The following is a 26,709-nucleotide window of genomic DNA, read 5'->3' on the forward strand; positions in this document are numbered from 1 at the left end:
TGTTCGGGTTCGGAGGCAAGGGTTCTTCCGTTGCGGAACGCGCCGACCGCTCATATTTCCGCCAGGTCTCAACTCGGAAAAGACCCGCGGCGAACCTTGTGTTCGATCTTGCTCCGGTGGCGGGAAGTGGACTATACCTGTCGGCACTCCGGGGCATCTTCACGGCTCCCGGGCAGCGAACGCCGCCACGTCCCGTACCACTGGTGCCGCCGGCACCAGCCGCACTTCCAGCACTTCCGGCACTTCCTGCACTTCCAGCACTTCCTGCACGACCCAGCGCGACCCGAACGCGGTGCCGGGAAGGATCCGGTTCACCGCCTGAGTCCTGGAGAAGGCGAGGACTTGAGCATGGGATCCAACTCCGCCGAGTACGACGGCACCCGCGAGCACGGCATTCGCGAGCACGGCACCCGTGACCGAACCGGCCACGGCACCACCGGAGTGGGCCGCCGCGACCTGATCAAGCGGTCCGCGGCACTCGGCCTGATCTCCGTCCCCACGATGAGCTTTCTGTCCGCGTGCGCCAGCGGCGGCGGGGACGACCAGGAGAAGGCCGAGGCGGGCAAGAAGACCGCGAAGAACCCGCTCGGCGTCAATGACACCGCGAAGCTGGAATTCGTCCTGTTCGACGGCGGTTTCGGCAAGGAGTACGCCGAGGACGCCGTCAAGGTGTACGAAAAGGCCTTCCCCGGGGCGAAGGTGAAATTCTCCGCCACCCAGAAGATCCAGTCCACCCTGCAGCCGCGTTTCAACCAGGGCACTCCGCCCGACCTCATCGACAACTCCGGCGCCGAGCAGATGGACATGGGCACCCTGGTCGGCAAGAAGCAGCTCGCCGACCTCACCCCGCTGCTGGACGCCCCCTCCTACGACGACCCGGGCACCAAGGTCCGCGACACGCTGCGGCCCGGCATCGTCGAGATGGGCCAGTTCGACGGCGAGCAGGTCTGGATCCTCTACTACGCCTACACGGTCTACGGCGTCTGGTACTCGCAGAAGGCGCTGGACTCGCTCGACGAGCAGTACCCCGAGACCTGGGACCAGATGCTCGCGGTCTGCGCGAAGGCCAAGAAGAAGGGCATGGCCGGCTGGACCTACGCCGGCAAGTACCCGTACTACCTCCCCTTCTCGCTGTACCCGATGATCGGCAAGGTCGGCGGGCGCGAGGTGCTCGACGCCATCGACAACCTGGAGCCGAACGCCTGGAAGCACCCCGCCGTCAAGGCGTGCTTCGAGGCCTACTACGAGCTCCAGCAGAAGGGCTACGTCCTCGAGGGCACCCCGGGCCTGGACCACATCCAGTCCCAGACCGCCTGGGCCAAGGGCGACGCGCTGTTCATCCCGAACGGCTCCTGGGTGGAGAACGAGTCGGCGAACGTCATGCCCGACGACTTCGACCTCGCCGTCTCCGCGCCCACCGGCCTGGACTCCTCCGACAAGCTGCCCTTCGGCACCATCTGGGCCTCCGGCGGCGAGCCCTTCGTCGTCCCCGCCAAGGCGGCGAACACCGCCGGCGGCATGGAGCAGCTGCGCGTCATGCTGAGCGAGGCGTCCTCGAAGAACTTCACCGGCAAGGTGAAGTCACTGACCGCGTACAACGGCGGCACCGACGGCATCGAGCTGACCCCGGGCCTGAAGTCCGGTGTCGCAGCGCTGGACGTGGCCGGGGAGAACGTGGTGAACCCGCGTCTCCAGGACTGGTACGTGCAGCTCCAGAAGGAGAAGATCGGCGTCTCCGGCCTCGGCGAGATGATGGCCGGCCGCGCGACCCCGGCCGAGACCATCAAGAAGATCCAGGCCTTCGCCGACGAGACGGCCAAGGACTCGTCGATCAAGCACTACAAGCACCAGTGAGCGGCCAATGAGCAACCAATGAGCAATCGGTGAGCTACCGTCACCAGGGCCTGTCCGGCGCACCGTTGCCGGACAGGCCCCGACGGCCGCCCGCGCGCAGATCGGGGTCGTAGCAATGCAGCACGGCAAGTACCGGTTCATCGTGGGGTTCCTGGCGGTTCCCCTGGGGCTGTACGCGCTCTTCGTCGTCTGGCCGTTCGTCCAGTCGATCTACTACTCGTTCACGGACTGGACCGGTCTGAGCCCCGACTTCGAGATGGTCGGGTTCGCCAACTACGAACGCATGCTGGACGACGACATCTTCTGGAAGTCGTTGCAGCACAGTCTGCTGTTCGCCCTGCTGGTACCGGTGGTGACGATCGGTCTGGCGCTGTTCCTCTCCTTCATGATCAACGTGGGCGGCCGGCGGCGCCGCGGCGGACCGGTGATCTCGGGGGTCCGGGGCTCCGCCTTCTACAAGATCGTCTACTTCTTCCCGCAGGTGCTCTCGATCGCGATCGTCGCCCTGCTGTTCGCATTCGCGTACAACCCCGACAGTGGTGCGATCAACTCGTTCCTGCGGGCGGTCGGGCTCGACGGCATCCAGCCGCTCTGGCTGGGCGACCCGGACCTCGCCCTGTGGGCCGTCATGGCGGTGATCGTCTGGTCCACGGTGGGCTTCTTCGTGGTCCTCTTCTCCGCCGGCATGGCGTCCATCCCGCTGGACCTCTACGAGGCGGCGCTGCTGGACGGCGCCAACCGGATCACCACCTTCTTCCGCATCACCCTGCCGCTGCTGTGGGACACCGTGCAGTCCGGCTGGGTCTACATGGGCATCCTCGCCCTGGGCGCCGAATCGTTCGCGGTCGTACACATCATGACGACCGGGCCCGGCGGCCCCGACTACTCGACCACCGTCATGGTCCTGTACGTGTACCAGAAGGCGTTCCGCGACGGTCAGGCCGCCTACGCCACCACCATCGGTGTCGCCCTCCTCCTCGTCACGCTGGCCTTCGCCGCCGTCGTGATGAAGCTGGGGCGGCGCGAGCGGCTGGAGTACTGATCAATGAAGACGACCGAGACCCCCGCCCCGGTACCGGCCGAGTCCGGTGTCACCGTCACCAAGACCGACGTCCCCGCCGGCGCGCCTCCCAGGGAGAAGAAGGCGGGCGGCGTCCTCAACGTCTTCTCGCACGGAATCCTGGTGATCTGGGCGATCATGGTGGCCCTGCCGCTGCTGTGGGCGGTGATGACGTCCTTCAAGGACGACGCCTCCATCTTCGGCTCGCCCTGGTCGCTGCCTGACGAGCTCCACTTCGAGAACTGGTCACGGGCCTGGTCCCAGGCCCATATGAGCGACTACTTCCTCAACACCATCCTGGTCGTGGGCGGCTCGCTCATCGGCACCCTGGTGCTGGGTTCGATGGCCGCCTATGTGCTGGCCCGCTTCGAGTTCCCGGGCAACCGGTTCATCTACTACCTGTTCATCGGCGGCATGAGCTTCCCGATCATGCTCGCGCTGGTTCCGCTGTTCTACGTCGTCAACAACATGGGCCTGCTGAACACGATCCACGGGCTGATCCTGGTCTACATCGCGTACTCGCTGCCGTTCACGGTGTTCTTCCTGACCGCGTTCTTCCGGACTCTGCCCAGCAGCGTGGCGGAGGCCGCGTTCGTGGACGGCGCCTCGCACAGCAGGACGTTCTTCCAGATCATGCTCCCGATGGCCAAACCGGGCCTGATCAGCGTGGGGATCTTCAACTTCCTGGGCCAGTGGAACCAGTACATGCTGCCCACCGTGCTCAACACCGACGAGGACAAGCACGTGCTCACCCAGGGCCTGGTGCAGCTGGCCGTCAGCCAAGGCTACAAGGGGGACTGGTCCGGTCTCTTCGCCGGCCTCGTGATGGCGATGCTCCCCGTGCTCGCCGCGTACATCATCTTCCAGCGCCAGGTCGTGCAGGGCCTCACCGCGGGCGCACTCAAGTAGCCTCCTGCCCTCCTGCCCTTTTGCCGGCCGGCGCTGCCCGGAAGGCGCTGCGGAAGGCGCCCCGGGGAGCCGTCACCGGACCCTCTGAAGTCACCCTCCGGATTGCCTCGCGCACCCGCGGCTCCCACCCCAGGGAGCGGCGGGTGCAGTGGTGTCCACAGACCTGGAAACGGTTCAACCTCTTGACGGGAGGCGACCCGAACGGCTCATCTTAGAGTTCACTAGTTGGACACGGAACGGGGTCTCATCGAAGCGGCCCCGCGCGCAGGAGGTCGTCGTGGAGACTCCGGGGTCGCAGTCGTCGCTGCACCGAGCCAATCTTGAACGGGTCGTTCGAGCAGTACGTCTGGCGGGCTCCCTCACCCAGGCCGAGATCGCGAGGACCACGGGTCTGTCCGCGGCGACGGTGTCCAATATCGTCCGGGAGCTGAAGGGGAGCGGGACCGTCGAGGTCACGCCCACCTCGTCGGGCGGCCGCCGGGCCCGCAGCGTATCGCTCAGCGGGGACGCCGGGATCGTCGTGGGCGTGGACTTCGGGCACACCCACCTGCGGGTCGCGGTCGGGAACCTGGCCCACCAGGTGCTCGCCGAGGAGTCCGAGCCGCTGGACGTGGACGCCTCCGCGGCCCAGGGCTTCGACCGGGCCGAGCAGTTGGTCGACCGGCTGATCGAGGCGACCGGCGTGGACCGGGCCAAGGTCGCCGGGGTCGGCCTCGGCGTGCCCGGACCCATCGACATGGAGTCCGGCACCCTGGGCTCGACCGCGATCCTGCCCGGCTGGACCGGCACCAATCCCGCCGAGGAGCTGCGGGGGCGGCTCGGCGTGCCCGTGCACGTGGACAACGACGCGAACCTGGGCGCCCTCGGCGAGATGGTCTGGGGCAGCGGCCGGGGCGTGCGCGACCTGGCGTACATCAAGGTCGCCAGCGGTGTCGGCGCCGGTCTGGTGATCAGTGGGAAGATCTACCGCGGGCCGGGCGGCACCGCGGGGGAGATCGGGCACATCACGCTCGACGAGTCCGGCCCCGTCTGCCGCTGCGGCAATCGCGGCTGTCTGGAGACCTTCACGGCGGCCCGCTACGTGCTGCCCCTGCTCCAGCCCAGCCACGGCACGGATCTGACGATGGAAGGTGTCGTACGGTTGGCGCGCGGCGGCGATCCGGGCTGCCGTAGGGTGATCGCCGACGTGGGCCGTCACATCGGCAGTGGAGTCGCCAATCTCTGCAACCTGTTGAACCCGAGCCGGGTGGTCCTCGGCGGTGACCTCGCCGAGGCCGGCGAGCTGGTCCTCGGCCCCATAAGGGAGTCCGTCGGCCGTTACGCGATCCCGAGCGCCGCGCGCCAACTGTCCGTGCTCCCCGGAGCGCTTGGGGGCCGTGCGGAGGTACTCGGCGCGCTCGCCCTCGCGTTGGGCGAGATGGGCGATTCGACCCTGTTGGACGGCACGGCGAACGGCACCCTCGCCGCGACCTCTCCTGCCTTCACTTAGAGAACGATTGGCACCGTTGCCATCTCGTTAAGGATTTACTTCTTGACGTCGCACGTGTGGCCGAGTTGACTTCCAGCCACCTCGGCCGCAACGTCGCGGCCTCGTCAGGGAGGTTTCTGAAGTGAATACGCGTATGCGTCGTACCGCCATTGCCGTTGCCGCCAGCGCACTGGCCGTCTCTCTCGCCGCCTGCGGCAGCGCCGCCGAGTCCGGTGACAAGGACAGCGACTCGGGCGACTCCGCCGCCAAGGGCGACAACATCAAGATCGGTCTGCTCCTGCCGGAGAACCAGACCGCGCGGTACGAGAAGTTCGACAAGCCCCTGATCGAGAAGAAGGTCAAGGAGCTCACGAACAACAAGGGCGAGGTCGTCTACGCCAACGCCAAGCAGGACGCCAGCCTGCAGAACCAGCAGGTCGACACGATGGTGACCAACAAGGTCGACGCGCTCATCGTGGGTGCGGTGGACTTCAAGGCCATCGCCGGCTCGGTGAAGAAGGCCAAGGAGGCCGGCATCCCGGTCGTGGCCTTCGACCGCCTGGCCGAGGGTCCGATCGACGCCTACACCTCGTTCGACAACGTGACCGTCGGCAAGACCCAGGGCGAGGCCCTCCTCGAGGCCCTGGGCGACAAGGCCAAGGGCGGCCAGATCGTCATGATGAACGGGGCCTCCACGGACCCGAACGCCGCCCAGTTCAAGGAAGGCGCGCACTCCGTCCTCGACGGCAAGGTGAAGGTCGGCCGCGAGTACGACACCAAGGAGTGGAAGCCGGAGAACGCCAACGCCAACATGGAGGGCGCCATCTCCGCCCTCGGCAAGGACAAGATCGTCGGCGTCTACTCCGCCAACGACGGCATGGCGGGCGGCATCATCACCGCCCTGAAGGCCGCCGGCATCGACGACATCCCGGTCACCGGCCAGGACGCCGAACTCGCGGGTGTGCAGCGCATCGTGACCGGTGAGCAGCACATGAGCGTCTACAAGTCGTACCCGCAGGAGGCGAACGTCGCCGCGGAGATGGCCGTCCTGCTCGCCCAGGGCAAGCCGCTGGACTCCATCGCCAAGGACACGGCCGACAGCGCCACCACCAAGGGCATCCCCTCGGTGCTCGTCCCGGTCGTGTCGCTGACTCAGGAGAACATCAACGACACCGTGATCAAGGACGGCATCTACACCGTCGAGGAGATCTGCACGGACAAGTACAAGGCCGCCTGCGACAAGATCGGTCTCAAGTAGACCGCTTCGCGGTCCGCAGTCCCAAGTCCCCAGAGCTGAACGGGAGTCCGCACCGGGCTCCCGTACGGGACCGACTGCCATGAGCTCCGACCGGCGCCCCGCACACACCAGCCCCGCAGGCTACGCGGGGCGCCGGTCGGAACACCCCCCATACTTCTGCACAACCTCCCGCCGGGTCAGGCGGCGAAGGAGATGGTTCACGTGTCCGCTACGCCCGTGCTGGCGTTGCGCGGGGTCTCCAAGCGATTCGGTGCCGTCCAGGCGCTCACCGATGTAGAGCTTGAGGTCCGTGCCGGTGAAGTGGTCGCCCTGGTGGGCGACAACGGCGCCGGAAAGTCCACGCTGGTCAAGACGATCGCCGGCGTGCACCCCATCGATGAGGGCGTCATCGAGTGGAACGGCAAGACCGTTCAGATCAACCGGCCGCACGACGCCCAGAACCTGGGCATCGCGACGGTCTACCAGGACCTCGCGCTGTGCGACAACATCGACGTCGTCGGCAACCTCTACCTGGGCCGGGAGCTCCGCAAGCGCGGTGTCCTGGACGAGGTGGAGATGGAGCGCCGCTCCCGTGAGCTGCTCGACACGCTGTCGATCCGCATCCCCAGCGTCCGCATTCCGATCGCCTCGCTCTCCGGCGGTCAGCGCCAGGTCGTGGCGATCGCCCGGTCCATGCTCGGCGAGCCCAAGCTGGTGATCCTCGACGAGCCCACCGCCGCCCTCGGCGTCGAGCAGACCGCGCAGGTCCTCGACCTGGTCGAGCGGCTGCGCGAGCGCGGCCACGCCGTCATCCTCATCAGCCACAACATGGCCGACGTCAAGGCCGTGGCGGACAAGGTCGCCGTCCTGCGCCTCGGGCGCAACAACGGCATATTCGAGGTCAAGTCGACCTCGCAGGAAGAGATCATCTCCGCCATCACCGGAGCCACGGAGAACGCCGTGACCCGTCGTGCGGCGCGCGCCAATGGGGAGGCCGGCAAGTGAGCACCGAAAAGACCTCGACGCCCGCCGCCGACACGGTCGAGAACACCGAGGCGGCCGCCGCGGCGGTCACCGTCGTCGACCCCCGGCTGCTGGTGCGCGAACAGGGCCTCGCCGGCTACATCGGCGAGTTCAAGCGGAAGCTGAAGGCAGGTGACCTCGGCTCCCTTCCCGTAGTGGTGGGCCTGCTGATCATCTGGGGCATCTTCACCAGCCTGAACCCCAACTTCCTCACCGCGGGCAACTTCTCCGACATGTCGGTCGCCATGGTCGGCACGGGCATGATCGCGGTCGGTATCGTCTTCGTCCTGCTGCTCGGCGAGATCGACCTGTCGGTCGGTTCGGTCAGCGGTGTCGCGGGCGCCGCCTTCGCAGTGCTGAGCGTCACGCACGGCATGAACGAGGTGCTGGCCCTGGTGCTGGCCATCCTCACCGGCACGGTGGCCGGAGCCATCCACGGCTTCATCTTCGCCCGCATCGGCGTCCCGGCCTTCGCCGTAACGCTGGCCGGCCTGCTGTTCTGGCAGGGCTTCATGCTGCAGATCCTGGGCAGCAACGGCACCATCAACCTCGACTCCGAGGGCCTGGTCGCCCAGCTGACCAGCCACTACTTCTCCGACGTGGCGGCCGCCTACGGCCTGGCGATCGTCGTGACCGTGGGCTACTTCCTCCTCGCGTTCTCCGACAACCGCCGCCGCGAGGCCGCCGGTGTGCCGTCCCGGCCGCTCAACGAGATCATCGTGCGGACCGTGCTGCTGGCCGTCCTGGCGTTCGCCGTGGCGATCGTCTTCAACCAGTCCAAGGGCCTGCCGCTGGCCGTGGTGATCTTCCTCGCGGTCCTGGTGTGCACGGACTTCGTGCTGCGCCGCACCGTCTACGGCCGCAAGGTCTTCGCGCTCGGCGGCAGCGTGGAGGCGTCCCGCCGTGCCGGTATCAACGTGGAGCTGGTCCGGATCTCGGTCTTCGCGATCGCCGGCACCTTCGCCGCGATCGGCGGCCTCTTCGTCGCCTCGAAGATCGCCTCCGCCAACCAGGGCGCGGGTACCGGTGAGTTCCTGATGAACGTCATCGCCGCGGCCGTGATCGGCGGTACGTCCCTCTTCGGCGGCCGCGGCCGCACCTGGGACGCGCTGCTCGGTGTGATGGTCATCGTCTCGATCCAGTACGGCCTCGCCCTCGAGGGCATCGCCTCGCCGGTCCAGTACATGATTACCGGTGGTGTCCTGCTGGCGACCGTCGTCATCGACGCCGTCACCCGCAAGACCCAGAAGACAGCGGGCCGCGCCTAGCGGCTCCCGCGGCGGCACCGTCCGCAAAGAATCTGTGCCCGGTACCCGCGCGGTACCGGGCACAGCCGTGCCGCGGCACGGTCCGAATCACGGGCAAAGTCGAGGGCGTGACCTACGAAGCACCGCCCGGACGCAGGGCGCCCGGGCGGAACATTAGACTCGACGAGCCCGGCAACAGCTCGATCAGCTCTACTGCAAGGAGGCACGGGTGCCGCTGCTGACCCGTATCAGGGGACCGCGCGATCTGGACCGGCTCACCCTGGGGGAGCTCGACCGGCTGGCCGAGGAGATCCGGACCTTCCTCGTCGAGGCGGTCTCCAAGACCGGTGGCCACCTCGGCCCCAACCTGGGCGTGGTGGAACTCACCCTCGCCCTGCACCGCGTCTTCGAATCCCCCAGGGACAAAGTGCTCTGGGACACCGGACACCAGTCCTACGTACACAAACTGCTGACCGGCCGGCAGGACTTCTCCAGGTTGAAGATGAAGGGCGGCCTCTCCGGCTACCCCTCGCAGGCCGAGTCCGACCACGACGTCATCGAGAACAGCCACGCCTCCACCGTCCTCGGCTGGGCCGACGGCCTCGCCAAGGCCAACCAGCTGAGGAAGACCGGCGACCACGTCGTCGCCGTCATCGGTGACGGCGCCCTCACCGGCGGCATGGCCTGGGAGGCGCTGAACAACATCGCCGACGCCAGGGACCGCCCGCTCGTCATCGTCGTCAACGACAACGAGCGCTCCTACGCGCCCACCATCGGCGGCCTCGCCAGCCACCTCGCGACCCTGCGCACCACCGACGGCTACGAGCGCTTCCTGGCCCGTACCAAGGAGGTCCTGGAGCGCACCCCGGTCGTCGGCCGGCCGCTCTACGACACCCTGCACGGCGCCAAGAAGGGCCTGAAGGACTTCATCGCCCCACAGGGCATGTTCGAGGACCTGGGCCTGAAGTACGTGGGCCCCATCGACGGCCACGACATCGAGGCCCTGGAGTCCGCCCTCACCCGCGCCAAGGGCTTCGGCGGCCCCGTGATCGTGCACTGCCTCACCGAGAAGGGCCGCGGCTACCAGCCCGCCCTGGCGGACGAGGCGGACCGCTTCCACGCCGTCGGCAAGATCCACCCCGACACGGGCCTGCCGATCGCCTCCTCCGGCGCCGACTGGACGTCCGTCTTCGGCGAGGAGATGGTCAAGCTCGGCGAGGAGCGCGAGGACGTCGTCGCCATCACCGCGGCCATGCTCCAGCCCGTCGGCCTCGACAAGTTCGCCAAGCGGTTCCCCGACCGGGTCTACGACGTCGGCATCGCCGAGCAGCACGGCGCCGTCTCCGCGGCGGGCCTGGCCCACGGCGGGGTCCACCCCGTCTTCGCCGTGTACGCCACCTTCCTCAACCGCGCCTTCGACCAGGTGCTGATGGACGTGGCCCTGCACAAGTGCGGTGTCACCTTCGTCCTGGACCGGGCCGGCATCACCGGCACCGACGGCGCCTCCCACAACGGCATGTGGGACATGTCGATCCTCCAGGTCGTCCCCGGGCTGCGGCTGGCCGCCCCGCGCGACGCCGACCAGGTCCGCGCCCAGCTCCGGGAGGCCGTCGAGGTCACCGACGCGCCGACCGTGGTCCGCTTCTCCAAGGGCGCCGTCGGACCCGCCGTGCCGGCCGTGGGCCGGGTGGGCGGCATGGACGTCCTGCGCGAGCCCGGCACCGACACCCCGGACGTGCTGCTGGTCTCCGTGGGCGCCCTCGCGCCGATGTGCCTGGAGATCGCCGGCCTGCTCGAGAAGCAGGGCATCTCCACCACCGTCGTCGACCCGCGCTGGGTCAAGCCCGTCGACGAGGCCATGGCCCCGCTCGCCGGGAAGCACCGTGTCGTCGTCACCGTCGAGGACAACTCCCGCGTCGGCGGGGTCGGCTCGACGATCGCGCAGGCCCTGCGCGACGCGGGCCTCGACATGCCGCTGCGCGACTTCGGCATCCCGCCGCGCTTCCTCGACCACGCCTCGCGCGCCGAGGTGATGGCGGAGGTCGGCCTCACCGCCCCCGACATCGCCCGCCAGGTCACCGGCCTGGTCTCGAAGCTGGACGGCGGATACGCGCGCTCCGTCGCCGACTCGGTGGAATCGGCCCGCGACTGAACCGACACCTCCCGCCGATACGCCCGAACGGGTCGCCCGTGCCACTGCGAAGAGTGGTGCGGGCGACCCGTTCGCGTGAAGACGCCTGCGCCGGGGCACACGTTCCAGGGCCCCTCTCGATCATGTCGGGGACGACACAGCGTGGGAGGTATCCGTGAGCAACACCCTCTTTCGGACGAAGAAGATCGAGCAGTCCATCCGTGACACCGAGGAGCCGGAGCACGCGCTCAAGAAGTCCTTGTCCGCGCTGGATCTGACCGTCTTCGGCGTCGGCGTCATCATCGGCACCGGCATCTTCGTCCTCACCGGTACGGTCGCCAAGAACAACGCCGGGCCCTCGGTGGCCCTGGCCTTCGTGGTGGCCGGTGTCGTCTGCGCGCTCGCCGCGCTCTGTTACGCCGAGTTCGCCGCCACCGTCCCGGTGGCGGGCTCCGCCTACACCTTCTCGTACGCGTCCCTGGGCGAACTGCCCGCCTGGATCATCGGCTGGGACCTAATCCTGGAGTTCGCGCTCGGCACCGCGGTGGTGGCCGTCGGCTGGTCCGGGTACATCCACTCGCTGCTGGACAACGCGGGCTGGCAGCTGCCCGCCGAGCTCGGCATCCGGGACGGGGCCAAGGTCTTCGGTTTCGACATCCTCGCCGCCGCCCTGGTGCTGATCCTCACCGGCGTCCTCGTCCTCGGCATGAAGCTGTCCGCCCGGGTCACCACGGTCGTCGTCGCCATCAAGCTGGCCGTCGTCCTCGTCGTCATCATCGCCGGCGCCTTCTTCATCACCGCCGACAACTACACCCCGTTCATCCCCGAGGCGAAGCCCGTCGCTGCCAGTGACGGCCTCCACTCACCGCTCATCCAGCTGATGTTCGGCTGGGCGCCGTCCGACTTCGGCGTGATGGGCATCTTCACCGCGGCCTCGGTGGTCTTCTTCGCCTTCATCGGCTTCGACATCGTCGCCACGGCCGCGGAGGAGACCAGGAACCCGCAGCGGGACATGCCCCGCGGCATCCTCGGCTCCCTGCTCATCTGCACCGTGCTGTACGTCGCCGTGTCGATCGTCGTCACCGGCATGCAGCACTACAGCGAGCTGTCCGTGGACGCCCCGCTCGCGGACGCGTTCAAGGCCACCGGGCATCCCTGGTACGCGGGCTTCATCAGCTTCGGCGCCGCCGTCGGCCTGACCACGGTCTGCATGATCCTGCTGCTCGGCCAGACCCGGGTGTTCTTCGCGATGAGCCGGGACGGACTGCTGCCCCGCTTCTTCTCCCGCGTCCACCCCCGGTTCAGGACCCCGCACCGGCCGACCATCCTGCTCGGCGTCATCATCGCGATCGTGGCGGGCTTCACCCCGTTGACGGAACTCGCCGAGCTGGTGAACATCGGCACGCTGTTCGCCTTCGTCATCGTCGCGCTCAGCGTGATCATCCTGCGCCGGACCCGGCCCGACCTGCCGCGGGCCTTCCGCACCCCGTGGGTGCCGTTCCTGCCGATCCTGTCGGTCGCCGCCTCGATGTGGCTGATGCTGAACCTGCCCGCCGAGACCTGGTTGCGGTTCGCCATCTGGATGGTGATCGGCGTCGTCGTCTACTTCCTCTACAGCCGCAGCCACAGCCGCCTGGGCCGCGGCGAGGGGATGAAGCCGGGGGAGCCCCTCGAACCGTCCGGCCCGGACTCCCACTGAACCGACGGGCCCGGTCCGAAGCCGCCGGGGTCCTTCGTCCGGACCGGGCAGGATCAGAGCGCGGTGCCCGGCCGTAGGGTCCGCGGGTCTGACGGGCCCTCTACAAGCCCGGCGTGATGCGCACGAGAGCCCCCGGCAGCGCTTCGCCACAGGGGCCCCGCACGCGTGACCACGGGGCGCCGCCGGCGTCCCTGTCCGGACGCCGAGCCGTCAGGAGGCCCCGGTCAGCGCGAGGACGACGTTGTGGCCGCCGAAGCCGAAGGAGTGGCTGACGGCGACGCGGACGTCCTGCCGACGGGGTTCCCCGGTGACGCAGTCGATGTCGAACCCGGGCGCCGGGGCCCGCAGGTTCGCGACCGGCGGCACCGTGCGGTGCTGGAGGGTGAGCACGGTCAGTGCCGCCTCGACTGCGCCCGCCGCCCCCAGGCTGTGACCGAGCACGCCCTTGGGCGCGGTGACGCTGGGGCGGTGCGGCAGCACGCGGGCGATCAGGGCCGCCTCGCCGGCGTCGTTGAGCGGTGTGGAGGTGCCGTGGGCGTTGACGTGGTCGACGTCGCGCGGGGCCAGGCCCGCGTCCGCCAGGGCGGTGCGCAGGGCCCTCTCCGCACCCCGGGCGTCCGGGGCGGGCGCGGTGGGGTGGTGGGCGTCCGAGGTGCTGCCGCAGCCCACGAGCAGGGCGCGGGTGCGCGCACCACGGGCGGCCGCGTCCCCGGCCCGCTCCAGGACGAGGACACCGGCTCCTTCCGCCAGGACGAAGCCGTCACGGTCGGCGGCGAAGGGCCGGGACGCGCCGGCGACCGCGTCGGTACGCCGGGACAGGGTGCCCGCACGCCAGAAACCGGCGGCCACCAGCGGGGTGACGGCGGTTTCGGTGGCCCCGGTCACCGCGACGTCGCACTGGCCGGTGACGAGGAGGTCGCGGGCCACGGCGACGGCGGTGGCGCCGGAGGCGCAGGCGGTGGCCGGGGCGAGGCTGGGGCCGCGGGCCCCGAGGTCGATGGTGACCTCGCCGGCCGCCATGTTCGGGATGATCAGCGGGACGGTGAGCGCGGAGACCATGTCGGCACCCTGTTCCTCCAGACGCCGGGCCTGTTCCTCGCGTGCCGCGTCCGCCCCCATCCCGCAGCCGATGACGACGGCGACCCGGTCCCCGTTCCACGTCCCGGGATCGAGGCCGGCGTCATGGACCGCCTCACGGGCGGCGAGCACCGCCAGTACGGCGCTGCGCGACATGCGCCAGGCGGTGCGTCCGACACGCCGGTCCAGGGCCTCGCGCGACAGGGGGACGCGGCAGGAGAAATCCACAGGCAGGGCGGCCAGCGCCGGATCGTGGGCCGCCGTGCCCACGCCACGGCAGACCGCCTCCCAGGTGGCGTCGGCACCTTCTCCGGCGGGGGTGACCAGGCCGAGGCCGGTGACGGCGACGGGCTCCGTCACGAGGAGGTCACCGTCTCCGTGCCGTCCGCACGCAGCGCGTCGAGGTGGTCGACGACCTGGGTGACGGTCGTATCGCGGGAGGCGTGCTCGGCGTTGACCCTCACCCCGAAGCGTTCGTGGAGGATGAGCACCAGTTCCGTCAGGGCCAGGGAGTCCAGATCCAGTTGCCCCAGTGTGAGCTCGGGCCGGATCTCGTCCTCGGGGACGCGGAAGGCGCTGTTCAGGAGGGAACGGACGGCGTCGTAGGTTTCCGGCACGGGGTGTCCTTAGCTGTGATCCGGGGTGGGCGGGGCGAGCGCGGTGAGTTCCGCGAGACCGGCCTCGAATCCGATCGGTGGCTCGAAACCCAGGTCGCGGCGTGCCGCGGTGAGGTCGAAGTAGTGCGGATGCAGCAGTTCCGCGACGAGGAAGCGGCTCAGGGCATGGGTGCGGGGGCTGCCGACCATGCGCAGGAAGATGTCGCTGACGGCGGCCGCGGCGGTGGCCGGCCGGGGCGGGACGGCGCACCAGCGGGCGTCGATGCCGGCGGCCCGCAGAAAGCGCCGGGTGATCTCGCGCAGGGGACGCGGGTCGCCCTGGCCGATGAAGTAGGCGCGGCCGCCCGCCGCCGGTGACTGCCGCAGGCGGTCCAGGGCGAGCAGGTGGGCGTGGGCGGCGGTACGGACGTGGGTGGTGTCGACGAGGTTGTCGCCGTCGCCGGGCATCAGCAGACGGCCGGCCCGCACGGCGCGTGCGAGGGCGGGGACGAAATGCGGGTCGCCAGGCCCCCAGATGATGTGCGGACGCAGCGACACGGTGGCCGGCTCCGGGCCGTGGGCCGCCAGGACCAGAGCCTCGGCGCGGGCCTTGGTGGCGGGGTAGGCGGCCAGGTGGTGAAGGGCGAAGGGGAGGTCCTCGGCGACGCCTTCCAGGCCGCCGGGCCGGAAGACGACACTGGCGGTCGAGGTGTGGACGAGGGTGCGTACCCCGTGGGCGCGGCACTGCTCGATCACATGGCGGGTGCCGACGACGTTGGTGGCCCAGTAGGGCCGCGGCGGGCCGCTGACACCGGCCAGGGCGGCGTTGTGGACGACGGCGTCGCAGCCGGCGACGGCACGGGAGACCGCGGCGGTGTCGGCGAGATCGCCCAGGTGCTGCCGGACACCCATCCGTTCCAGCGTGGTGCTGGGGCGGCGGCCCAGGGAGGAGACGACGTTGCCGCGGGCGCTCAGTTGCCGGCAGATCTCCAGGCCGAGGAAGCCGCTCCCGCCGGTGACCAGTACCTTCATCGGAGCCTCCCGCGCAGGCGCTTGGCGGCCCAGCCGGCCAGGCGGGGGCGGTCGATCTTGGAGTTGTGCCGGGGGTCGGTGGGAAAGCCGGGATGAAGCAGCAGGGCGCCGACGCGGTGCCCTTCCGGATGGTCCTTCACGACGGCGCGGACGGCGGCCAGGGCGGTGGCGCGGGGGGCGGAGGGCAGGAGTTCCACGCACAGGGCCGGCAGTTGGCACACAGCCGTGCCGACCCCGACCAGGGCGGTGCGCCGGACGCCGGGGGTGGTGTCCGCCGCGGCCTCGATGTCCTCGGTGGCCAGGGTGAAGCCGGTGCCGGTGACCAGGTGGGCCTTGCGGCCGAGGAACCACAGCCGGCCCTGGTCGTCGAGCCGGCCGAGATCTCCGGTGCGGTGCAGCACGCCACGGCCGGTGACGCTCTTGGTGGCGGCGTCGGCGTCGGGGCGCGCGTGGTAGGCGGGGCTGACGGTGGGGCCGGTGACGGCGATCTCACCGCATCCGGTGGCGTCGGCGTCCAGGATCCGGGCGTGGATGCCGGGCAGCGGCCGGCCCAGGCAGGTGCCGGCGTGCCCGGCGGGCGGCCGGACGCGTGAGGCCCGCAGGTCGTGGTCGCCGATCGCGGAGACGGGCAGGCATTCCGTGGCGCCGTAGACGCTGAGGATCTCGGCGTCGTCCGGCACGACGTCGCGCAGGGCGTCGGCGAGGCGGACGCGCAGCGGGGCGCCGAAGGACAGCACCTGCCGGACCGAGGGCAGCGAGATGCCACGGCGGGCGCAGTGGCCGGCGAGCAGGGTGAGGACCGCGGGCGACGCCAGGACGATGGTGGCCCGGTGCTTCAGGATCGGCCCGACGAGTTCCTCCGGCGGTGTGCGGGCCGGGGCCAGGTGGCTCATGGCCGGGACGACGGTGGCCACGCCCAGGAGCGGGCCGAGCAGCGCGATCGGCAGGAATCCCGCGAGGAGTACGTCGTCGGGCCGGGGGCCCATCAGCGTCGTCAGCGCGTCGAGCTGTCCGGCCAGGGTGGCGTGGCGGTATTCCGCGCCCCTGGGCCGTCCGGTCGAGCCGGACGTGAAGGCGATCAGGGCCGGCTCGTCGCCGTCGGGCTCCCGCACCTGGGGGAGCGGGGTGCTGCCGACCGGTACCCGGGTGGCCAGCCGCCGTCCCGGGAGGAGCGGCGCGGGGCCGGTGACCAGGGGGATCCGCACGTGCGGGCGGCCCCATCCCAGGGCCCGGCGCCCGAGGTGGGCCAGGGGCTCGCCGACGAAGACGTCCGGGGCGATGTCCTCCAGACAGCGGCCCACCTCGGCGCGCGGTTCGATCAGGACGGGGACGGCGCCGAGGACACCGAGGGCGTACGAGACGGCGGTGAGGTCGTGGGCGTCGCGGGTCATCACGACGGCTTTGTGGCCGGGCCGGACACCGGCGTCGCGCAGGGCCTGTGCGATGTGGTGGCAGCGCCGCACCAGTTCGTCGCGACGTGTTGTCCGGGAGGTTCCCTTACGGCTTTCGATGAGGGCGATCGCGTCGGGCCGGTCGGCCAGGCGTGCGGCGATGCCCGGAACGGTCACGGTCATGGTGCTCCCTGGAGGAAGTCACGGATACGGTCGCCCAGTTCGGCCGCGGCGTCCTCCATCACGAAGTGCCCGGCGTCGGGGAAGCGGTGAATGTCGGCATGGGGGTACCGGCGCGCCCATTCCTCCAACAGGGCCGGAGTGAAGACGGGATCGCGCATGCCCCAGCCGACGAGCAGGGGCAGTTCCGCCAAGTCGGCCCCGCCACCGAGAGGTTCGAGCAGCCGCCACGCGGGGTCCGCGGGGCCGCGGGGGATCGCACGGACGGCGTCGGTGACCGCCCGGCGCTCGGCGCGGCGGGCGGTCGGCCGGAGAAGGGCCCGGCGCTCGGCCGGGAGCAGCGGGCGGTGGACTCCGGCGCGCACGGCGGTACGGGCGAACGCGTTGGTGGCGTGGACGAATGCGGCGACCGGCCGGTGGTCACGGATCCAGCGCAGGTGGAACGGCAGCCGGAAGCCGTCCGGAAAGGGGAAGGCCACGGTGTTGCAGACGACCAGCCGGGCCACCACGCCCGGGTTCCGCAGGGCCCAGGCGGCGCCGAGCGGACCGCCCCAGTCGTGCAGGACGAACGTCCAGCCCCGCTCGGGCAGGCCCTCGTCCCGCACCAGGTGGCGGTGGAGGATGTCCAGACCCTCCAGCTGGGCCTCGTAGGGGTCGGGGACCCCGTCAGCCGGCCGCAGGTGCCGGGACAGCCCGAAGCCCGGCAGGTCGGGTGCCAGGCAGCGGGCGTGCGGGGAGAGCCGGTGCAGCAGCTTGCGCCAGACGTAGCTCCACGACGGGTTGCCGTGCAGGAACAGCACCGGCTGCCCGGAGCCGAGGTCGAGGTAGTGCTGTCCGGTGACCGGCACACGCCGCCAGTGCCGGGGCGCGGGATAGCCCGGCATCAGCCGTTCCAGTGCGGCGGAGCGCGGTGCCGGGTCGAGGGCCGGGGCGTGGCCGGCTCGTGCGGTCACCACCGGACGAGAGCCAGGCCGAAGCTGAAACCACTGGCCAGGCCGATCATCGCCACCAGGTCCCCGCTCTCGATGCGGTCGGCCTCCCGTGCCTTGACCAGTTGCAGGGGGAGGGAGGCCGCCGCGCAGTTCCCGTGCTCGGCCACCGCGGGCATGCACCGGTCCTCGGGGAGGGAGAACGAGTCGATCACCTCGCGGTACTGCGGCATGGCGATCTGGTGGAAGGCGATGAAGGCGAAAGCGCCGGCGCGCGCCGCTTCGAGTTCCTCCCCGGCGGTGTCCAGGATACGGGGGAGCACGTCGAGGGCACCCTGACGCAGGTCCCCGTTCAGGCGCAGGGTGGTGTGGTCGTCGTGGACGGAGAGGTGGTGCATGCTGCCTCCGCCGGCCACGGTGCAGGCTTCCCAGGCGGCTGAGTTGCTGACGAACCGCAGGGCCAGGATGCCCGGATCGTCTTCACCCGCAGGGCCGGCGGTGAGCACCATCGCGGCGCCGGCGTCGGAGGCGGTGTAGCCGGGCAGGGCCCTGAGCAGATCCTCCCGGTCGGGGGCGTGCCAGCGGGTGGCCAGGGTGGAGGGTTCACCGCAGGCGATGAGAACCGTGCGGTAGCGGCCGGTCTCGATGAACGACGCGGCCACCTCCATGGCGTTGAGGAAGCTGTTGCAGGCGTTCTTGACGTCGAACACCGGGCAGGAGGCGCCCAGTTTGGTGGCCACGAGGTGGGCCGTGGCGGGTTCGACCAGGTCCTGCGAGGTCGAGGCGAACAGCAGCAGATCGACGTCGCCGATCTTCAGGCCGGCTTCGCCGAGCGCGCTGCGGGCGGCCGCCACGGCGAGGTCGGAGGCGTTCTCGCCGTCCTCGTGCACATGGACCCCGCGCACACCGGTGAGATCCTCCAGCAGACCGGGCGGCGGGGCGTACCCGCCGGTTTCGGTGATCTTGACGCGGATCTCGTCCAAGGTCCGGTAACGGGACGGCAGATGAGCGGAAACGGCGGCGATACGGGCACGGAGGGCTTCGGGCACCGCGTCACCGTAGCGGCGTCGCGGCCGCCACCGGATCGGAATGCCGTTTGTGCGGCGGTCTCCACCCCAACGAGTGATTCCCATTGGTCTTTTCATCTCTTGACCCTTTTCAATCCGCAGCGGAGACCTGCAACCAGCGTGAAAAGGCGGGGGACTTGACGATGCAGCAGCTTGAACGGGCCGTGGCGGTGGTGGGCGTGGGTTGCCGGCTCCCCGGGGGCATCACGGACCTGGACGGACTGTGGTCCGTGCTGCGCGACGGACGGGACATGGTCGGCGAGATGCCCGCCGACCGGCTGCCCCGGGACCGGACGGTCGATCCGGGGACCGTACGGCCCGGCCGCAGCTACACCGCCGCCGGCGGTTTCCTCCAGGACGTCGCCTCGTTCGACGCCGCCTACTTCGGCATGTCCCCCGCGGAGGCCCGGCACATCGACCCGCAGCAGCGGCTGCTGCTGGAGATGGCCGCCGAGGCACTGGACGACGCCGCCCTTCCCGCCGAGTCGCTGGCCGGGTCGGACACCTGCGTGTACGTGGGCGTCTCCGACCCCGGCTACGGCGTGAACCTGTCGATGATGCAGGACCACACGAGCCCGCACACCATGCCCGGCGCCACCCTGTCCATCACGGCGAACCGGATGTCGTACGCCTTCGACCTGCGCGGGCCGAGCATGGCCGTCGACACGGCCTGCTCCTCCGCCCTGGTCGCCCTGGACCGGGCCTGCCGCACCCTGCGCGAGGGCGTCGGCCGCGTCGCCCTGGCCGGCGGCATCAACGTGCTGTCCAACCCCTACTCCTTCGCCGGGTTCTCCTACGCGGGCATGCTGTCCCGGCGCGGGCGCTGCGCGGCGTTCTCCGCCGACGCCGACGGCTTCGTCCGCGCCGAGGGCGGCGCGGTGCTCGTCCTCAAGCGCCTCGCGGACGCGGTGGCGGACGGCGACCGCGTCCACGCCGTGCTGGCCGCCACCGGCAACAACACCGACGGCCGCAGCACCGGCATGATCGTGCCCAGCGCCGAGACCCAGGAGGCGCTGCTGCACACGGTCTACGCGGAGGCCGGGATCGACGCGGACGACCTGGTCTACGTCGAGGCCCACGGCACCGGCACCCAGGTCGGGGACCCGGCGGAGGCCGAGGCCATCGGCCGGGCGCTGGGCCGGCGCCGCCGCGGCGCCCCGCTGCCGATCGGCTCGGTGAAGTCGAACCTCGGCCACCTGGAGCCCGCCTCCGGAATGGCCGGCCTGCTCAAGGCCATCCTGGTGCTGCGCCACCGGCTGGTCCCGGCGTCCCTGCACGCCCTTCCCCTCAACCCCCGGATCGACTTCGACGGCCTGGGACTGGCCCCCGCCGTCGACCCCGTCCCGCTGGACCTGGGGGAGCGGGCCGCCGTGGGAGTGAGCGCCTTCGGCTTCGGCGGAGCCAACGCCCACGCCGTCGTCACCCTGCCCCCCGCCTCCCGGCAGCCCGAGCCGCGGCCGGTGCCGGACGGGCGCCCGCTGCCCCTGGTCGTCTCCGCGCGGTCCGCCAAGGCGCTGAAGCAGATGACCGCCCGCATGGCGGAGCGGCTGCGGGAGACGGAGCCCGAGGAGTTCTACGACCTGGCCCACACCAGCACCGTGCGGCGCACCGCGCACCCGCACCGCGCCGCCGTACTGGCCGCCGACCCGCAGGAAGCCGCCCGGCAGCTGGACCGGCTGGCGGCCGGGGAGCCCGCCCGAGGGGCCACGGTGCGCACCGGCGAGCGGGACGGGATCGCGTTCGTGTTCTCCGGCAACGCCTCCCAGTGGCCGGGCATGGCCGCCGACCTGCTGGCGAGCGAACCGGCCTTCCGCCGGGCCGTCGAGGAGGCCGACGCGGCCCTGGCACCCCACCTGGGCCGGTCGGTGGCCAAGGAACTGGCCCACCCGTCCCCCCGGAAGTGGCAGCGCACCGAGGTGGCCCAGCCGGCCCTGTTCGCCGTACAGGTGGGCCTGACCGCGCTGCTCGCCTCGCACGGCGTGCGCCCGCGGGCGGTGACCGGGCACAGCGTCGGAGAGGTTGCCGCCGCCCACGCCGCCGGGGCCCTGACCCTGGAACAGGCGGCGCTGGTGATCGCCGAGCGCAGCCGCACCCAGGGCGCCACGGCGGGCCGGGGCCGCATGGCCGCCGTCGGCCTGCCCGAGGCCCGGGCACGCGAGGAACTGCTCCGCCACGACGGGGCACTGGAGATCGCGGGCATCAACAGCGAGAGCGACGTGACCGTCGCCGGTGACGCCGACGCGCTGGCGGCCTGGGGCGCCGAACTGACCGGCCGCGGCGTCTTCTTCCGCGAACTGGACCTGGACTACGCTTTCCACAGCCGGGTCATGGACCCCATCAGGGAGCCGCTGCTCGCCGCACTCGACGGGCTCGAACCCGCCCCGGCCCGGATCGCGTTCGTCTCCACCGTCACCGGCACCCCGCTGAACGGGCCGGAACTCGACGCCGAGTACTGGTGGCGCAACGTCCGCGAACCCGTCCGGTTCGCCGAGGCCGCCGCCCGCCTCGCCGCCGAGCACGCCGGCGTCCTGGTCGAGATCGGACCGCACCCGGTGCTGCGCCCCTATCTGCGTCGCACCGGAGCCACCTGCGTCGCCACCCTGCACCGCGACGGGGACGGCCCCCGCGAGACCGCGGCGGCCGTCGCCGCCGTACTCGCCGCCGGCACCGCGACCGACTGGCGGCACCACTTCCCCCGGCCGGGCCGGGTGGTCGATCTGCCCGCCTACACGTGGCAGCACGAACGGCACTGGCACGGCACCGCGCAGGACCTGGTCGCGCACACCAGCGGCAGCGGCCTGCTGGACCACCCCCTGGTGGGCGAGCGGATGCCCGCCCCGCACCCCGTGTGGCACGGCACCGTCGAACCGCAACTGGTGCCCTGGCTGGGCGACCACAGGATCGGCGACGACGTTCTCATGCCGGCCGCCGCCTACGTGGAGATGGCACTGAGCGCCGGCCGGCGGGCCATGGACCGACCGGTCGAAGTACGGCACCTGGAGATCGGACGTCCGCTGTCCGTGCCGTGGCCGGACCCGACGCCGGTCGCCCTGCAGACCGCGGTCACCCCCGACGACGGCGCCCTGACCATCAGCGTCCGCGAGGAACACGGCGGGGAGTGCCGGCCCGTCGTACGCGCCCAGGTCCGCACCCTGCTCGGCACGGCACCGGACCCGCTCGACGTCGACGCGCTCCGGGCACGCTGCGACCGGAGCATCGACGGCCCGGACTTCTACCGGACGTGCCACGGCATCGGCCTGAACTGCGGGCCGGACTTCCAGCTCATCGACCGCATCGACGCCGGCGACGGTGAGGTGCTGCTCTCCTACCGGCTGGAGCACGCCGCAGACTCCTACACCGCCCACCCGGTCCTGCTCGACGCGCCGCTGCAGGCCACCGTGGCCCTCGCCGGGGCGGAGGCGGAATCCGCCGCGTTCCTGCCGACCGTGTTCGGGGCCGTACGCGTATGGCGCACCCCCGCGCCCACGGGCGTCGTGCACCTGCGCCGGCGCAGCCGCAGCGCCCACGAGATGTGCTGGGACATCACCTACGCCGACACGGACGGCACGGTCACCGTCGAGATCGACGGCTGCCGCACCCGCCGCGGCCACATGATCCAGGGCACCCCGCTGACGGTCCAGCGCACCGTGCTCCGGGCCGCCCCCCACCGGGCAGCCCCCGCCCCGTCCTCTCCGCTTCCCACGCCCACCGAGGTCGCGCGCGCGGCCGAACCGCGGATCGCCGCCGCACGCGCCACCCTGGACGACAGCGGCCACCGCCGGTTCACCGCCGCCGCCGAACAGGCCGGAGCCCACTGCTGGGCCGAGACGCTGCGCGGTCTCCTCACCGACCCCGCGGCCCCGTTCTCGATGAGCGACCTGGTGGCCGGGGGCCTGCAGCCCCGACACCGGCGGCTCGCACGGCTGATGCTGCCCCTGCTGACCGAGCACGGCCTCGCCCGGCCGACCGGGGAGACCTGGCGGCTGACCGGCGCCGGCATCCGCGCCGAGGCGCGCTTGCGCGCCCTGGTGGAGGACCATCCCGCGTACGGCGCCGAGACGCTGCTCCTCAACCGGCACCTGCGCCGGCTGCCCGACGTGGTGCGAGGACGCGCCGACGCACGCGAACTCCTGCCGGCCGGGGACAGCGCCTACGAGCAACTCCACGAGACCGGCCCGGCCCACCGCTTCGCCCACCGCACCGTGCGGGCACTGCTCGGCGACATCGTCGCCCGCTGGCCCGCCGACCGTCCGCTGCGCGTCCTGGAATTCGGCGCGACCACCACCGCCCTGACGGCCGCGGCCCTGCCCGTACTGCCGGCCGACCGGACCCGCTACACCTGCACCGCCACCACCGGCAGCGGTCTCACCCGCGCCGAACACCGTTTCGCCGCCTACGACTTCGTCGACCACCGCACCCTGGACCCGGACGCCGACCTGATCGGCCAGGGCCTGCCCCGAGGCGGTTTCGACCTCGTCCTCGCGGGCGACGCCCTGCACGCCACCACCGACCTGGCCGCCACCCTGCGCCGACTGCACACCGTGCTGGCCCCCGGCGGACACCTGCTGGCCACCGAACCGCACCACGCCGGGCTCCAGGCCCTGCTGTCCGGCACGCTGAACGACTTCTGGGAGCGCGGCGACCACAGCCTGCGCCCGGCGTCCCGCATCCTCCCCCGCGACCAGTGGGCACCGCTGCTGCGGCAGTGCGGCTTCTCCGGTGTGGCGCAGACCGGGCCCGAGGACCGCTCCGTCCTCCTCGCCGCCGCGGACCACGACCCCGGGCCGGACGCCGAACCCCCGCGGACGGTTCCCGGCGCCGCCTGGGTGATCGCCGTCGAGGACGACACCGAGACGGCGACAGCACGGGCACTGGCCGCCCACCTTGGGAAGGCCACCGTCGTCACCGCGCCCGACGAGGCCACCGCCTGGCGCGGGACGCTGCCCACGGACTCCGATCCGCACGTCGTCCTGCTGCTCGCCGAACCCGGCCCGCACGACACCGTCACGCGGACCACCCGCCGGGCGGCCCTCCTGCGCTCCCTCGCCGCCGCCTGCGACGGCCTGAAGGGCGGTACGAGCCCCCGGGTATGGCTCGTCACCCGCCCGACCGGCCTCTTCCCCGCCCCGGAGCAGCCGTCCCACCCGGTCGACGCGGCCGTCTGGGCGGCCTGCCGCACCCTCGCCAACGAGCGTCCCGATCTGCGCCTGCGACGTCTGTCGTGCCACCGCACCACAGACGCCGGCACCGACGCCCGCCGCCTGGCCGGAGAACTCCTCACCCCCGACGACGACCCGAACGCCCGGGAGGACGAGATCGTCCTGACCGCCCGGGGCCGGTTCGTCCCCCGGCACCTCCAGCACCCGGCGGACGAACCACCCGCCGTCCCCGCCGGCACGCCGTACATCCTGGAAGCCCGCGACCCCGGCCTGCGCCGGCGGCTGATCTGGCGGCAGACGGACCTGCGCGAACCCGGGCCGGGCGAGGTGGCCCTCGAGATGCGGGCCGTGGCCCTGAACTACCGCGACCCCATGCGGGCCAACGGCCTGCTGCCGCCCGAGGCGGTGGAGAACAGCCCGCTCGGCCGCGGACTGGGCACCGACGGCGCCGGCATCGTGCGCGCCGTGGGACCGGGTGTACGGGGCCTGAAGCCCGGCGACCGGGTGTGCGGCCTGGTGCCCGCCGCCCTCGCGTCCCACGCGACGACCTCCGCCTCCGCCGTCGTCCGCATCCCCGCCGGGCTGGGCTTCACGGAAGCGGCGACCTTCCCCGTCGCCTTCCTGACCGTCCACCAGACCCTGGTCAACCAGGCCCGCCTCGGCCCCGGGGAGACCGTGCTCGTGCACGGCGGAGCCGGGGCGGTGGGCCTGGCCGTCCTGCAGTGCGCCCGCCGTCAGGGCGCCCGCGTCATCGCCACCGCCGGCACGGAGACCAAACGGGACCTGCTGCGCACGCTCGGCGCCGAGCACGTGCTCGACTCCCGCGGCCTGGACTTCGTCCCCCGGGTACGGGAGCTGACCGGCGGCCGGGGTGTGGACGTCCTGGTGAACTCCCTCAGCGGTGAGGCCATCGCCCGGGGCCTCGACCTGCTGCGCCCCAACGGCCGCTTCATCGAGCTCGGCAAGAGGGACATCTTCCTCAACAACCCGATCACGCTGCGCCCGTTCGACCGCAGCCTCACCTTCATCGGCTTCAACCTCGACGCCGTCGTCGACTGCCCGGAACTGGGCTCCCGTCTCCTTGCGGACTTCGAGGCGGAGGCCGCCTCCGGCACCTACCGGCCGCTGCCCCACACGGTCCACCCCGCCGCCCGGGTCGAGGAGGCCTTCCACCTCCTGCAGCACTCCCGGCACACCGGCAAGGTCGTCGTCACCTTCGACCCCCTGGACGAACCCGTCCCCGTGGAGCCCGCACCCGGCACCCTGCGCCTCGACGGCGAGGGCACCTACCTGATCACCGGCGGACTGAGCGGACTCGGTGCCGCCACCACCCGCCTGCTGGCCGACCGCGGGGCCCGGCACCTGGCCCTGCTCTCCCGCAGCGGACCCGACGCCCCCGAGGCGCCCGCCCTGCTCCGGGAACTCGCCGACCGCGGAGTGCACGCCACCGCCCACGCCGCCGACGTCACCGACGAAGCCGCGCTGCGCCGGGTCGTCGAGGCCGTGGACGCCACCGGGCACCCCCTGCGCGGCGTGGTGCACGCGGCGATGCACATGGACGACGCGGTGCTGGCCGACCTCACCGACGACCGGTTCGCCGCCGTAATGGCACCCAAGGCGGCGGGAGCGGCCCTGCTGGACCGCCTCACCGCCGACCGCGACCTGGATCTGTTCCTCACCTACTCGTCCGTCTCCGCCGGCATCGGCAACCCGGGGCAGGCCGCCTACGCGGCGGCCAACGCCTACCTGGAAGCCCTCACCCGGGCCCGGCGCGACGCCGGCCGGACAGGTACGGCACTGGCCTGGGGACCGATCGGCGAAACCGGTTATGTCGCCCGCAGCGGCATGGGTCCCGCCATGACCGGACGCGGCCTCGAACTGCTCACCCCCGCCGAGGTCCTGACCACCGCCGACCGGCTGCCGGCCGCCGGCGCCGATGTCGCCGGAGCGGGCCGCTACCGCTGGGGAGCCGTACGCCAGCTGCTGCCCGCCCTGGCCACCCCCCGGTTCGCCCTGCTGGCCCCGGAGTCCTCCGCGGCCTCCCCGGACGCCCGCAACGAGCTCCTGAGCACGCTGGCGGACCTCTCGGCGGACGAGGCGGTGCACAAGATCACCGAGACGGTCGCGCAGCTCCTCGCGGGTGTCCTGCAGACCGATCCGGCCGACCTGGACCCCACGCTCAACGTCACCGACTTCGGGCTGGACTCGCTGCTGGGGATGCAGTTCCTGGTCCAGGCGAGGGATCTCTTCGACATCCGTCTCGGACCGGCCGACCTGGCCACCGGACGCACCCTGACCCATTTCGCCCGCCTGGTCCACCAGCGACTGGGACCGGGTACCGGCGAGCAGGAGTAGACGGAGGCCGCCGCCCCCGCTGCGCCGGGGACCCCGGCACAGCGGCGCCGGGCAGGCGCACACCGGCGACCGGCCGGCACGCCGGTCCGGGCGGCACGCCGGTCCGGGCGGCGGCGCGGCGTCACCGTCCGCCACGACGAGACCGCCGGGTCCACCGGACCGCCGTCACCATCCGGGAGCCGGGCCGGCGGGCGGGCCAGGGGCCTCAGCGGGGGGCGGCGGGTCCCGAGCAGGCGCACACCGGCGACCGGCCGGCGCGCCCGCCCGAGCGGCGCAGGGCGTCACCGTCCGCCAC

The 26,709-nt window shown here is 71.7% G+C and carries 17 protein-coding genes; 10 read left to right on the forward strand and 7 right to left on the reverse strand.

What is annotated here, in order from left to right:
• Window positions 1-159: 159 nt before the first annotated feature.
• A complete protein-coding gene (locus tag ACFYQA_RS14865; protein WP_388916696.1) occupies window positions 160-315 on the reverse strand; it encodes a hypothetical protein in 156 nt (51 codons plus the stop codon).
• Window positions 316-348: 33 nt separating this feature from the next.
• On the opposite strand from ACFYQA_RS14865, the gene ngcE reads away from it, so the two are divergent.
• The 9 genes from ngcE (at window position 349) to ACFYQA_RS14910 (ending at window position 12,628) form a co-directional block, all read left to right on the forward strand.
• Window positions 349-1,854: an N-acetylglucosamine/diacetylchitobiose ABC transporter substrate-binding protein gene (ngcE, locus tag ACFYQA_RS14870; RefSeq protein ID WP_388916699.1), complete on the forward strand. Its 1,506-nt coding sequence runs from the start codon at window positions 349-351 to the stop codon at window positions 1,852-1,854.
• A gap of 115 nt (window positions 1,855-1,969) precedes the next feature.
• A complete protein-coding gene (locus ACFYQA_RS14875; RefSeq protein ID WP_388916702.1) occupies window positions 1,970-2,896 on the forward strand; it encodes a carbohydrate ABC transporter permease in 927 nt (308 codons plus the stop codon).
• A gap of 3 nt (window positions 2,897-2,899) precedes the next feature.
• Window positions 2,900-3,823 carry a carbohydrate ABC transporter permease gene (locus ACFYQA_RS14880; RefSeq protein WP_388916705.1) on the forward strand — a complete coding sequence of 308 codons (924 nt, stop codon included), beginning with the start codon at window positions 2,900-2,902 and terminating at the stop codon, window positions 3,821-3,823.
• Window positions 3,824-4,100: 277 nt separating this feature from the next.
• A complete protein-coding gene (locus ACFYQA_RS14885) occupies window positions 4,101-5,312 on the forward strand; it encodes an ROK family protein (protein ID WP_388916707.1) in 1,212 nt (403 codons plus the stop codon).
• 133 nt (window positions 5,313-5,445) lie between these two features.
• Complete coding sequence (locus ACFYQA_RS14890) at window positions 5,446-6,549, forward strand: sugar ABC transporter substrate-binding protein (protein WP_388916860.1); 1,104 nt, start codon at window positions 5,446-5,448, stop codon at window positions 6,547-6,549.
• 192 nt (window positions 6,550-6,741) lie between these two features.
• On the forward strand, window positions 6,742-7,533 hold the full coding sequence (locus tag ACFYQA_RS14895; protein WP_381168226.1) for an ATP-binding cassette domain-containing protein: 792 nt from the start codon (window positions 6,742-6,744) through the stop codon (window positions 7,531-7,533).
• Window positions 7,530-8,819 carry a sugar ABC transporter permease gene (locus ACFYQA_RS14900; protein WP_388916711.1) on the forward strand — a complete coding sequence of 430 codons (1,290 nt, stop codon included), beginning with the start codon at window positions 7,530-7,532 and terminating at the stop codon, window positions 8,817-8,819. The genes ACFYQA_RS14895 and ACFYQA_RS14900 overlap by 4 nt, the downstream gene beginning before the upstream one ends.
• Window positions 8,820-9,027: 208 nt before the next feature.
• Window positions 9,028-10,950 carry a 1-deoxy-D-xylulose-5-phosphate synthase gene (dxs, locus tag ACFYQA_RS14905; RefSeq protein WP_388916714.1) on the forward strand — a complete coding sequence of 641 codons (1,923 nt, stop codon included), beginning with the start codon at window positions 9,028-9,030 and terminating at the stop codon, window positions 10,948-10,950.
• Between the two features lie 154 nt (window positions 10,951-11,104).
• Window positions 11,105-12,628, forward strand: coding sequence for an amino acid permease (locus ACFYQA_RS14910; protein ID WP_388916717.1), 1,524 nt, complete (start codon window positions 11,105-11,107; stop codon window positions 12,626-12,628).
• A gap of 210 nt (window positions 12,629-12,838) precedes the next feature.
• Here ACFYQA_RS14910 and ACFYQA_RS14915 read toward each other — a convergent pair whose 3' ends face one another.
• The 6 genes from ACFYQA_RS14915 to ACFYQA_RS14940 are packed head-to-tail and all read right to left on the reverse strand — an operon-like array spanning window position 12,839 to window position 18,882.
• Window positions 12,839-14,065, reverse strand: coding sequence for a beta-ketoacyl-[acyl-carrier-protein] synthase family protein (locus tag ACFYQA_RS14915; RefSeq protein ID WP_388916720.1), 1,227 nt, complete (start codon window positions 14,063-14,065; stop codon window positions 12,839-12,841).
• Window positions 14,062-14,322, reverse strand: coding sequence for an acyl carrier protein (locus tag ACFYQA_RS14920; RefSeq protein WP_388916723.1), 261 nt, complete (start codon window positions 14,320-14,322; stop codon window positions 14,062-14,064). Before ACFYQA_RS14920 ends, ACFYQA_RS14915 begins: the two co-directional genes overlap by 4 nt.
• Window positions 14,323-14,331: 9 nt before the next feature.
• A complete protein-coding gene (locus ACFYQA_RS14925) occupies window positions 14,332-15,333 on the reverse strand; it encodes an NAD-dependent epimerase/dehydratase family protein (protein ID WP_388916725.1) in 1,002 nt (333 codons plus the stop codon).
• A complete protein-coding gene (locus tag ACFYQA_RS14930; protein WP_388916728.1) occupies window positions 15,330-16,907 on the reverse strand; it encodes an AMP-binding protein in 1,578 nt (525 codons plus the stop codon). Before ACFYQA_RS14930 ends, ACFYQA_RS14925 begins: the two co-directional genes overlap by 4 nt.
• Window positions 16,904-17,857: an alpha/beta fold hydrolase gene (locus ACFYQA_RS14935; protein WP_388916731.1), complete on the reverse strand. Its 954-nt coding sequence runs from the start codon at window positions 17,855-17,857 to the stop codon at window positions 16,904-16,906. Before ACFYQA_RS14935 ends, ACFYQA_RS14930 begins: the two co-directional genes overlap by 4 nt.
• Window positions 17,854-18,882, reverse strand: coding sequence for a 3-oxoacyl-ACP synthase III family protein (locus ACFYQA_RS14940; RefSeq protein WP_388916734.1), 1,029 nt, complete (start codon window positions 18,880-18,882; stop codon window positions 17,854-17,856). The genes ACFYQA_RS14935 and ACFYQA_RS14940 overlap by 4 nt, the downstream gene beginning before the upstream one ends.
• A gap of 161 nt (window positions 18,883-19,043) precedes the next feature.
• Between ACFYQA_RS14940 and ACFYQA_RS14945 the strand changes: the two genes are divergently transcribed.
• Window positions 19,044-26,414, forward strand: a complete 7,371-nt coding sequence (locus ACFYQA_RS14945; RefSeq protein WP_388916737.1) for an SDR family NAD(P)-dependent oxidoreductase — start codon at window positions 19,044-19,046, stop codon at window positions 26,412-26,414.
• Window positions 26,415-26,709 lie beyond the last annotated feature (295 nt).

Source organism: Streptomyces sp. NPDC005774 (genome assembly GCF_042871645.1).
Classification (GTDB): domain Bacteria; phylum Actinomycetota; class Actinomycetes; order Streptomycetales; family Streptomycetaceae; genus Streptomyces; species Streptomyces pratens.